6 protein-coding genes are annotated in these 11,784 nt (G+C 65.2%); all 6 read right to left on the reverse strand.

What is annotated here, in order from left to right; translation table 11 throughout:
• Nucleotides 1-12: 12 nt before the first annotated feature.
• The 6 genes from DM992_RS14750 to DM992_RS14775 all read right to left on the reverse strand — a co-directional run bounded on the left by DM992_RS14750 (nucleotide 13) and on the right by DM992_RS14775 (nucleotide 11,510).
• Nucleotides 13-939: a hypothetical protein gene (locus tag DM992_RS14750; RefSeq protein ID WP_111017336.1), complete on the reverse strand. Its 927-nt coding sequence runs from the start codon at nucleotides 937-939 to the stop codon at nucleotides 13-15.
• Nucleotides 936-4,673 (reverse strand): type VI secretion system Vgr family protein, encoded by a 3,738-nt coding sequence (locus DM992_RS14755; RefSeq protein ID WP_111017337.1) that lies wholly within the window; start codon nucleotides 4,671-4,673, stop codon nucleotides 936-938. The genes DM992_RS14750 and DM992_RS14755 overlap by 4 nt, the downstream gene beginning before the upstream one ends.
• Nucleotides 4,674-4,734: 61 nt before the next feature.
• Nucleotides 4,735-7,134 (reverse strand): DUF2235 domain-containing protein, encoded by a 2,400-nt coding sequence (locus DM992_RS14760; protein WP_111017338.1) that lies wholly within the window; start codon nucleotides 7,132-7,134, stop codon nucleotides 4,735-4,737.
• Nucleotides 7,131-7,733, reverse strand: a complete 603-nt coding sequence (locus tag DM992_RS14765; protein ID WP_111017339.1) for a DUF3304 domain-containing protein — start codon at nucleotides 7,731-7,733, stop codon at nucleotides 7,131-7,133. The genes DM992_RS14760 and DM992_RS14765 overlap by 4 nt, the downstream gene beginning before the upstream one ends.
• Nucleotides 7,734-7,854: 121 nt before the next feature.
• Nucleotides 7,855-8,712 (reverse strand): DUF4123 domain-containing protein, encoded by an 858-nt coding sequence (locus DM992_RS14770; protein ID WP_111017340.1) that lies wholly within the window; start codon nucleotides 8,710-8,712, stop codon nucleotides 7,855-7,857.
• 2 nt (nucleotides 8,713-8,714) lie between these two features.
• Complete coding sequence (locus DM992_RS14775; RefSeq protein ID WP_111017341.1) at nucleotides 8,715-11,510, reverse strand: type VI secretion system Vgr family protein; 2,796 nt, start codon at nucleotides 11,508-11,510, stop codon at nucleotides 8,715-8,717.
• Between the last annotated feature and the right edge of the window lie 274 nt (nucleotides 11,511-11,784).

Consider the following 11,784-nt stretch of genomic DNA (forward strand, 5'->3'; position numbering starts at 1 on the left):
ATCACGTCAGGGTCACTTCCCCGTCAGGTTCACGTTTTCCAGCCGGTTCATCGGCGTGAAGATCCGCCCGTCCATTTCCTGCGGACGCAGGATGTCGACGTTCATCTTGCCGACGAAGACGTAGTTGCCGGGCTCGACACGGCGCATAGGCGAACGGTTGTCATAGGTCAGATCTGCAAAAGGCACGAGAAACTCCACCTTCTCGTTCTGGCCGGGCTTGACGACGATTTCGCGCCGATAGTGGCGTGATGCGTCACTCAGATATTTGCCGACCAGCCTGACGTCGAAACCCACGAGTTTGTTGCCGCCGCCGATCTCCACGTATTGCACATCGGGCCTCGCCAGATCTGCCGACCAACGATCAGGACCGTCGATCGTCACATCCTGCTTGCCATCGTTTGCGAACGTCACGTCGACGGCAAGATGGTCTGCAGTGGATCGCACCGAAAATTCCGGATGCAGATTGATCTCCGGCGTGCCCTGCGCCAGCAGATCATGGGCAAGGTCATAAAGCACCGAAAGGTTGTCGTTGAATTGATCGTCGAACTGATAGTTGTACGTGCCCTCGTAATGGTGGCCGTCCTTGTCAAACGAATAGACGAGCACGGACCCCTTATTGATTGCACGGATCTGGGGGATTGTCCTGCTGCTCAACGTCGCCTTCACCGTATCGACATGCTGGCGATAGGTTCCCGTGAGATCCGCCGTATATTTCCCGATTCCGACGTAACGCGATTGCGGCATCGGATCGATATCCCGTCCGCGCGAGAAATACGACACCCTCTTGCCATCGTCCTTGAAAACCATCGACGGCGACGGATTCATCTGCCCCAGTCCACTACGAATCTCGAAATAATCCGGACGATCTTGTGCGAGCGTCATTTCCGCCACCCCGAAAGAAATCGTTGACATCACCAGGAACAGGATCGAGCGCTTCATTTCAGCACCTCCCATTCAATCCCGGTTTTCTTGTTGAACCAGTCACGGAAGCTATACATGTAGTACTTCGCAATTTCCGGCTTCTCCGTGTACACCCCCAGGCCCATCAAGTTCGTGGGGGTGTCGCGCTGCCAGTTGTCGACAAGCTGGGCCATCTTCACGTCGACCAGGTGTTGCGAGTTGATGTATTTGCCATACACCGATCCGCCATCCAGGAAATACTCATCGGGCCAGCCGAACAGGTGGCCGGCCTCGTGCGCGATCGCATTCTGCGTATTTATCGGCACGTACCGATTCTCCCGGCCGTTCCACTGGACCTCCACTTCCCCCCAGTTCGCCGAATCCGCCCGGGTCGCCATCGGAAACAGATTGATCTCCGCATGGCATCGTCCGATTTGAACCAGTTCGACTTCCAGTTTCAGCTTGACCTTGCACGTACATGCACGACCAAGCGGGCATTCTTTCGGCTGCATCGAATAGTTCCCTCTATTCAGCCCGTCCTCGATGCGCTTCTTGAAGCCCGATATGGGACCCAGCCCACCCGGCCGGTCCACGATCCTCGTCACCCGGTCTTTACGGATTCCATCGCTGTTGAACGGCACCGAATACGGCTTGCCCGTCGATGGATCCATGTAGACGGCCCCGTTATTGATCCAGTATTGGTCCTTCAGGTTGACCTTGATATAGACGGTCGCCGTCACGGTCGCCGTCGCGGGTGCGTATCCGATATCGTACGAATCCTCCGTGCCGGAAAAATTCAGCCAGATTCGTTTCTTGTCCCTAAGTACCGGCTTGCCGTCCTCTCCCGTCTGGTAATAGCTGACGCATCCGGCATCAACCGTATGAAGCTCTGCCGGGATCGCGGGGACGTGAAGATTGCAGGGCCCGCTTTGCGCAGCCGGGCCTTTCTTCGGCATGCCTTCCAGTTCGCTGGAAACCGGCGGCGGAGTCGAATAACCGAGCGACGGGCCGGACGCCGTATTCTGTCCCGATGAAGCGGGTACCGGTGCAGGCATGGATCGACTCGACTCGTCTGCAAATGCCTGCGGGACAAGCGGCAAGTTTCCTGCTCCCGGGACCGGCATGTCGGCCATCAAAGCCGTCGCGCCCGACGCTGCCCCGCTCCATGTCGCCGCCCCTGCCGCACCCGCCGCACTGCCCCCAGCCGCCACCGCCCCTCTCCCCGCCGGACTCGCCGCCAACGCCTGCACCAGGAAATCGCACGGATCGCCCTGCGGCAGCACCGGCAACGCCGGCAGCTTCACGCTCGCCGCGCGCGGCCCCGGGAACGGATGCCCGCCCGCCTTCACGGCGAACTGCCCCGGCGTCTCGACGACGATGTCGCTGCCTTTCAACGTGATCCGGTTCGGTCCCTGCTGCAGCACGATCGCATCCTGCGCGAGCACGTCGACACGCTCGTCGGTCGACGTCACGCGCACGGTGTGGTCCGCGAGAATCTCCATCGTCGACGCATGCGCCGCGACGCTCACCGGCCCTTCGCCCGCGATCGCCTTCAGCCCGCCGGCAACGCTGTACAGGCTCATCGCATCGCCGGTCGCCGCCGCCACGGTCGCGCCGGCACCCACGTGCGCATCGCCATGCGATGTCACATGAACATGCTGCGTCGCATACGACACCGCGCTGTCCGGCGTCGTCACGACGATGTTCTCCGGCGACTCCATCAGCACCGCGGGCGTCGCGAATCGCTCGACGGGATCACCGCCGTCGCGCTGCGTCCCGTTTGGCTTGGTCGCGCTCTGGCCGCTCACGCTTCCCGCATATTTGCCGTCCTGCGCGGGATCGATCGCCTTCAGGAAATCCGACTGTGCCGCGTTCGCGGTCAGGCCGACCGCCTGCGCGCCGGTGGCCGCCGTGTCGAGTTCCTGCGCGGTTTTTTCGGCTTCCTTCAACTGCTCCACGCGCTCGGCGACATCCATCTGTGTCGACGCACCGAGCCGGCGTGCGGTACTCGACACCAGCACACCCGCACCGGCCCGCACGACACCCCATCCGTGCGTCGCCAGTTCGAAGCCTTCGCCGCGATAAGCACCGCGCATCGTGCCCTGCTGGTCGATCAGATAACCCTGCGCCAGGCGCGTGCCGGCCGTCGAATTGTTCAGCTCGTGGCGCAGCTGGCCGGCCGCATCGTCCATCACCCAGCGGCTGCCCGGCTGCCCGTCGAGCGTTTGCGTCTGCAGGCCCGTCAGCGTTCCCGAATGGTTCGCGTCGCTGCCCTCACCTGCGGAGAACGGCGGGCGAACCCGGCCGCCATACACCTGGCCGAGCATAACCGGCGCATCGATGTTGCCCGACTCGAAACCGATCACCACTTCCGCGCCCACGCGCGGTGCGAACGCATGACCGAAATTCGGCCCGGCAGCCTGTTCGGCGACCCGGACCAGAATGCCCGAGCGATGATCGCCAGGTGCATGGCCGGCCGGATTGGACCGGCTCGCCGTATCGGTCAACCCGCCCGGCAACGGCGCGACACCGCGCATCCACGGAAACTGGATGCGCACCTGGTGATCGCGCGTGCTGCTGACGCGGCCGCCCGGCTCGCCCACGACGATCGCGGTCTGCACGCCGTGTACCGTCGGCCGATCGCGGAACGGCGGCACGATCGGCGTGCCTTCCGGCACCGCGACGAACCGGTTGCGGTACAGGCCCTTCTCGAGCTCGCCGCGCCCGAACAATTGCCCGATCTGCGCGCCGAGATTGTTGACTGCCTCGTGCTCGACCGACAGCGGCACGAACCTGACGGTACCGCCCATGTAGTCGTTCAGCGTATGCACTTTGCCGACCTCGAGCGTGCGCGACGAACCGCCGCCATGATGGACGCGCTTCGCAAGCTGCAGCGCGTCGAGACGCTGTTCGGCGTAACGCTGCGCGTCGCCGCTCGTGTCGAAGCGGCCGGCACGCTGGCCGTCGTAGATCTCGCGCACCGGCAGCGCGGGAGCATCGGCGTCGGCAGGCTGCTGCGCATGACCTGCGAGCGCATGCAGTTCGCTGGCTTTCCAGCTAGTCGCGACCACGCGATCCGGCACGAGCTGACGCCGGTCGGAGAATTGCGTCATTACGCCGTCCGGATCGCCGACGTCCTGCGCGTTGAACGCGATTGCACTGCCGTCAGGCAGCCGCGCATGACGGTCGAACACGACGACGGCATGGTCGCCCGACGGCGCCTTCCCGGCGTCCTGCCCATGCTCGATGCGAAACGACAGCCCCACCTCCGACAACTGGCGCAGGACGAAATCCAGATCGGTTTCGCGATACTGGCCGCGCAAGCGAAACGTACGCAGAGGCTCAACCAGTTCATAGCGCCGATGCGCTTCGGGGTAGTCGCCGAACACGCGCTCACAGATCCCCTCGGCATCGAGGTCGACGAAATACAGGCAATTGCGGCGCAGCTGCAGCAGCGCGAGCCACGACTCCATCGTGAGCCGATAGCGCGTGAACTCACCATCGCTCTCGGCATAGGCGGCATGCGTGACGTAACCGTTCCAGCACCGCTCGCCCGCCGCCGTCGCGAGCCGCACCCGCGCGGCGCTGCCGATCAGCGGCGCCAGGTCGAGAAACGGCTCGCTCGACAGGACATCGATCTCGAACCTGAACGATTCGCTGATCCCTTCGCGACCGTGAAAGCGCTCGACCACGAATGCGCCCGGCATTGCGGTATCGATCTGGATATGGCGGGTCGCTTGCCCGTAACCCGTTAATGCGGCAACAAGATCCATGTCGTGTCTCGGCGATCGTGCGCGAATGTGCGTCGCGCCGGCTGGTTCGTATCGAATCGGTTCATCGGAACAACTTGCTCATGTCGACGTTGCGCTGCATCTGCATGCGCATCGCCTCCATGTCTTCCTGCACGGTCGGCACGTGCGGCGCATCCCAGCGCACGCCGTTCACGTAGACGGTTCGCCAGCGCAGGTACCCCCATACGAAGGAAAACTCGCGCCCTGAATCCTGCAGCGCGAGACCGCCGGTGACGTTCGGATCGGTCAGGATGGCACTATCGCTCGGCGCGGTCGCGTCCTTGGCCGCGCGGGCTTTCTGCGCAGCCTGCTGCGCGGCATCGTAGCGTTTCAGGATGTCGGTCTGCTGCGCCGTCAGCGGCGTACGCGGTTCGGGCTCCGGCGCCACGTTGGCAATAGGCCCGAGCCCCAGCGCGCCCGCCCCCATCATCTGCATGATCTGCGACGGTCCCGGCACGCCGAGTTCCTGACGTTTCTTCCAATCGGCATGCTGGCGTGCGAAATCGGCCTGCCGGGTCTTCAGCGCCTTGATCTGGTTGTGGTTCCAGACGTCGTCGTCATCGCCGAGCGGCTTGAACCACGCGCGCGAGTCGTGCATGAAGTTGTCGTACAGCGCGCTGATCGGCGCTTCCGGCGGCCCCATGTTCCAGTCGCCCCTCACCTCGAGCCACTGCTTCCATTTCTCGTCGAGCTGCAGCTGGAAGAAATCCTCGGCACGCTTGGCGCTCACACGCACCAGTGGGCCGACGAACGGAATCGCGGATTCCAGGCCCGCGGCAATCGGCAGAATGGTCGGGGAAATGACGGCCGCCGCCTTCGGGTTCTGCGTGATCTTCCGGCTGACCGTGTTGCCCGCGTACCGGCTCACGGTCGGGCCGCCGTCCTTCTCGCACTCGAGCAGGTCGCGCCACTCGAGCCGCAATTCCTCGTTCGCACTGTCGAGATCGACGGCATCCTGCGGATAGGCGGCCTTGGCGGCGACATACGACGGTTGCGAACGCAAATTGTCGAGCCGCATCTTGCGCCAGCGCAGGTAAAGCCCGTAGTGCGCGCGCATCAGACCCGGCGTGCCGTGTTCCTTCGCGTAGTAGTAGTCCGCGCTCGTGCTCACGTACGCGGAGAACGCACGCTTGAGCGCAGGAGAAATCGCGAACGCCGCTACCGCTTCGGCGGCGACGCCCGGCCCCTTGATATCGAGCGGAACACCTGCCTTGCGCGCTTCGCGATACATGTCGAGCAGCGGCACCTGCGACAGCTTGTCGGCATCGCCCGTGCCGCGCCCCTGCTCGCCCGGCCCGTAACCGCCGCCGACGTCCGAATGCACGCCCGGATAGACGATCTCCTCGCGCCCGTCCAGCGACGCATCGATCAGGTCGAGCGGGAACGACCCGCGCGGCTCGTGTGCGGCGACCATGTGGATGCAGCGGTGCACGTAATACGGCACCCCCATCAGTTCCTTGCGTCCCCAGCCGCCGTGCCCGTCGAACAACGTCGCGGCCGTGCTTTGCGCAATGCCGACCGACGCGACCGTATCGAATAGGCCGAGAAAGTCGTACGACACGGGTACGCCGCACAGGCTGAAATCGGGGTCCAGCGCATCGGCCAGCCAGTTCGAGAACGTGCGCGCCTCGGCTGCGCCGCGCGAAAAGCCGAACACGTACAGGCGAATGCGCTGCAGCTTCGGCTTGCCCTTGACCAGTTGATCGCCGACGCGCTCCTTCAGCTGCGTGCAGCGGGCCCGCAACGCGCTGCGCCGCTTGTCGTCCCACGCCCGCATCGTCGCCGTCCAGTTCGCCGTATCGACCTCACCCTTGAGCTGCGCCCAGATCGTGTCGTGATCCCAGGTCAGTTCGATCCCGTTCTGCTCGGCCGCCATCAGCTTGAGCGCGCCGGCGCTCGAACTCCCGCGCGCGTTGATGTCGCCGAGGCTGCCCGGCTTCGGCGACGTGCCGCCGAGATTGATGCCCTTGAAATTCAGATCGACGCTGACGGCCTTCGCGAGCTCCTTGTCGCTCTTGCCGAGCGCCGCGGACAACGAATTGCCGAACGCGTGCGCATGCACGACGTTGTGGATCTGCAGCAGCGCCCAATTGATGCGCCCCTCGCCGGCCCATCCTGTCGCGGCGCCCGCCGCGGCCTGCAGGCCGACACCCTGGTCGCCGATCTCGTCGACGAACGGCGTTCCGACACCCGCCACGTAAATGGCGCTGTGATACTTGTCGCGCGGAAAGACATCGAACAGACGCGCCACGTTGCTGTGCTTGCCGCCTGCCCGATCGCGATCGGCGTTGTTGCGCGTGCCGTCGAAGAAGACGCCGACATGCAGCGTCTTGCAGCAGCTCATCCCGTCGTCGTCGTGAAGCCGGCGCATGATCGCGTCTTGCTCCGCCTTGGTCACGACACCGACGTCCTGCCGGTCAGCGCTCGCGAATCGAAAGCTCATGGCGCGATCCTCTTGTCGGGATTCGGGCACTGCGGATCGCTGTTGCGCAGCGTGAAGTTCTCCGGACAGGCTTCATCGGGTGCCTGAAGATTTTCGGGAAAGCCGCGGTAGCCGGGCATCCACTGCGACGCGTAGACCTTGATTCGATCATGCGGAAAGAACAGGACCCACAGGAACCCGTCGGAGAATTCGTCGTAGCGCTCGACCGGTACGACCCGGCTCGCGAGCGCCTTCGGATCCTTCCGGTACAGGTTGTCGTCCCGCCACTGCACGTTGACGGTCAGCCCCGGGCGCCATTTCCTCGGCAACGCAACGCAGCAGATGATCGCGCCGCCCCCGCTGCCGATGCGCGACGGAACCGTCCCGCCCCAGGTGCCGTCGACATAGAACGCACCGACCGGAACGTCGGTGTAGTTGAGGGCATTCAGTTTCAGCCCCATCGTTTCGGGTGCCGACGCCGGCGCGACCGATCCGGCCTGCGCACCCTGCGCGGGCGGTGACGCATCGGTCGCGCGCGAGCACCCGGCCGTTCCCAGCAAGATGGTCACGAACATCAGAAGCCGAGCGGCAAACGTCGTGGAACCGGCATTCAAACTCATCTCTTGATCCTCTTGTCCGACGCCGTCCGGCGCGGATCGCTATCAACTGCGTGATGCACCCGCCGCATGCGTCGTCGGCATTCCGCGGCCGTCGTACGCATGCGCGCGAACCCGCATCGCCCTATGCGGACGACCTTGCCTGCACCTGCTCCGTCACGAGATACCCGGCCATCTCGAGCGCATCGAGTGCGGCCCGCGGTGCCGCCGCGGGCGGCCCGTCGTGAAGCGCCCACGCCGCGCTCACGCATGCGTGGGCTTGCGACGGCGTTGCCACCAGCCGGCCGAAGCTTTCCGGACGCTGGCGCACATGAAAAATCAACGTGTCGACCTTCGCCGCCTGCCGCAATCGTTCGACTTGGTTCTGGTCGAGCACATACGGCTCGCCGCTGTGCGCGGCGTTCGCGCCGCTACCCGACACATCGCCCGCGGCGTCGAGATCGAGCGCAACGAGCGTCCCGGTGCGGTCGAACGCCCACCACGCGTCGATGCCGGCCGTGAAGCGGCGACGCTGCGCGAGCGTGAGTGCCGCGAGCCAGGCCGGCAGGCAACGCGTATCGGCGAAGCGCACGAGAAACGCCTCGTCGTCGGAGGCAGCGCTCGCCTCCATCTGGCCACGCAGATGCGCGGCGAGCGCATTCGTGTCGCGCGCGCCGTGCAACAGGCTCACCATCGGCCGCCCGGACGTCTCGCGCAGCACGATCTCGAGCATCGCCATGCGCGCGGCCGCGTCGGCAGGCAACGGCACGAGGCATGGCGAAATCGACATCAAGTCTTCGCCGTCGTACACGCCTTCGTACAACACGACGACGGCATCGTTGCGATCGACCTCAGGCATCCGGTCACGCAGCGCCGGCGCGAACCCCATGTCGAGCAGCAGGTGCCAGCGGCCACCGGCCGGCACGTGCTCAAATAGCTCGCGCAGCCGGTCTGGTATGTCGTCGGGATAGCGGTCGATCCAGTCGGTCGTGTCGATCGTCATGTTCAGATCGCCTTGCCCGCCAGCGCGCTGCCGGACTGCATCGCATGAAGCAGGCATTCGACGCAAACCTTCTCGGGAAATTGCGGCAGCGGCGTGTTCAGTTGATCGGGGCCCACGAATGCGTGTTGCGCGGCATACACGACGAACTTGCCCGGACAACCGAAGGTGACGTCACCGCCTTCGATCGTCACGTGCGCGCCGCCGCTCACCGCGAGATGCACGGTTTTCTTTGCGGCGATCTCGACGTCCGCACTCGCAGACGCGACCTTCAGGTCGTCGCGCGCACGCATGCCGAGCACGTCGCGCTGCGCCTGCAAGGTCAGCCCGTCCTTGCCGGCGATCACGCTCATGCCGACGCCGCTCGCCTGGCTCGCACCGGCCAGCCAGCCGATGCCCTGCCCGCTTTGGATGCGCAACTGCCGCGCGGCGGCAAGATTGAAGTCCGCGCCGCTGCCAAGCGACAGCGTTTCGCCGGCCGCCCATTGCAGCGCCTGCCCCGCAATCAGCCCGTGGCCACCCTTTGCCTCGATGCCGAGCACGGCGTCGCCCGTATGCGGCAACGCATTGCCCGTCGATCGCTGCGCCGCGTCGGCCGACGCCTGCTCGTAGCCGTTCGCGCCGACCGTCGTCGCGAAACTCCGAGCGAGCGCATCGAGCGGCGCGGCACTGCCATTCAATGACGATTGACCGGCTTGCTCCACGCCGCGCTGCGCGGCGAACGGCAGTGTCCCGTGCGTATCCGCCGTCTTGTCGAACCGCCCGACAAGCGCGACGTGTCGCGCGAGCAGCGCCTGCAGCGCGGATGCATCGCCCGCCGGCTGAGCGGCGCCGGCAGGCGCATAGCTCGAAACCAGCACGCCGCGCGTCGCGCGCATGGCGCCGTACGCGTCTGAACGCAGTTCGACACCCTGACCGCGAAAGCTGCCGAGATAGTTGTCGGACTGATGACGCAGATGACCGAGGTTGAGCTGCGTCGCCGCGTGGGTCGTCGCCATCTGCAGGCGTCCCATGCCGTCGGTATCGTCCGCGACAAGCTGATTGTGGCCTTGCCCGTCGAAGCCCTGACTCTTGAAGCCCGAAAGCGCACCTGCGTGATTGTGGCGATCCGCACCGCCGCCGGCGCCATGCCACGCCGGGCTGTGCCCGCTCGCTAGGTTGCCCTGCGCGCTCGGCGCATGATCGGCCGCCTGCGTGTAGATCGATGCGTCGAGCGGCTGTCCGGCCGCGCCGCCCGGGGACGGCGGCTCGCCGCCTTCGCCGCGGCCGTTGAACAGGCCGCCGAGCACGATCGGCCGATGGACCAGCCCATGGTGAAACTGCACGAGCACCTCATGGCCGATGCGCGGCACCTGCTGGAGCCCGTGCCCGTCGCTCGCGAGCCGTTGAATGGCGCGCGTCGGATACGTGCCCGCATCGTCTTCCGCCTGCCAGTGGAAACGAACACGCAACCGCCCCTGCGCATCCGCGTGCACCGGCCCCGTCGCACCGGGTCGCGCTTCGCCGGCCGGACCGACGACGATCGCGGTCTGCGCACCCAGTGCCGTCGGAACCGGATTGAGCCGTTGCCCGGTCTCGTCGGCCAGCGTGGGGCGCCAGATCTGTGCTCGCGGCACCGCATCGAACCGGTTCGCGTAACCGCCGGCCTTCGCTTGCCGCAGCACACGCGGATCGAGATCCTGTACCGGCAACGGTCCGAGCTGCCGCTCGACGGCTTCCATGACGGTAGCCGGGAGATTGTTGATCCCGATATGCTCGATGCGCGTCACCAGAAAATCCTCGGGCGGTGCGGCGCCGCGCATCGATTGCCACCCGGAATCGACGACTTTCAGCGCGCGTCCGGCACGCGCCGTGCGCAGCGTGCCATAGCCGGTCCAGAAACACGCGCGCGATACGATCGCATCGACATGCCGCCGCGCCGTGTCTTCCGCTTCACGCAGGCTGTCGAATGCCTCCGGCCCGACGTCGTCGTAGAGTTCGCGTGCGCCGTTCGGCCTGCCGAGATTCGCGCTCGCGGTAGTCGCCTGGTTCGCGCGGTAGTCGCTGCTGATCAGCGTGACGCGATCGGCCGTCAGCGACAGTGACTGCCCGATCCCGAGGATCACGTCGTCGGCGTCGGTCGCCGTCCCGCTCGACCGGCGCGGCACACCGCCGCGCAGTGCCGACGTGTCGTCCTCGGCCAGTTGCGCGCTGTCGTCGAAGACCAGCATCGCATGCCCGGCGGGTGCCTCCTCATCCTCGACGAAACAGAAACCGAGGCCGGCCTCCGCCAGCAGATGCCGTACGAATTCGTAGTGCGTATGCGTCCGGTATTGCACCCGGTATGCACAGGTACCCAGCGCATCGATACGCCGGCCCGCGTCCGGCGTGAGGCGCCATCGCGCGATACCCGCGTACGGCGCGAACACCGTGTCGAGCACGTCGGCAAGCGTCTGGTTCACGAAGGTTCGCTCGTCGCGCGCATGCATCAGCGCCGCGAGCCAGGGCACGATCTGAAGGTGGTAGCGCGCGAGCCCCCCGTCGTAACCGATGCACTCGGCCTGAGCCACGAGTCCGCTGCGCAGCGTCGTCGTTCCGTTCGACAGCGTGGTGCGAATCGCGGCACGCTGCCCGAGCATCGCGTCGAGATCCAGTGCGGGATCCGTCGACAGCGCATGGACGTTCCACTGAAAGATATCGGAGAGCGATTCAAGACCGGTCCAGCGTTCGATTTGAAATGCGGCAAGCGCACCGGATCCATCCAGCGAATACAGGCGATTGAATGCGCCGAAAAGAGACGCAAATTCCGTGATGACGCTCATGCGCTTCCCGCTCTCTCAGGATTTGACGTTTTTAAATGCATATTGCTGCGACGAACACGGGACGATGCACGATCATCGACATCGCGATCGCAATGCCGAACCGGAAGGAAACACGCGCATTCCCCTGAAACGCCCCGGTACACGGAGCGGCCCCTTCATCAAGCAGAACTCGCACGGGCTGGACCGGATGGTGCGACCCCTATTTTAAGCTTACTATTTTAAATTACGCCGTCGCGCTCCGCCATAGGCAAACCATCCTAGGCTTAAAAATGCG

The organism is Burkholderia sp. JP2-270 (assembly GCF_003233675.1).
Classification (GTDB): domain Bacteria; phylum Pseudomonadota; class Gammaproteobacteria; order Burkholderiales; family Burkholderiaceae; genus Burkholderia; species Burkholderia pyrrocinia_C.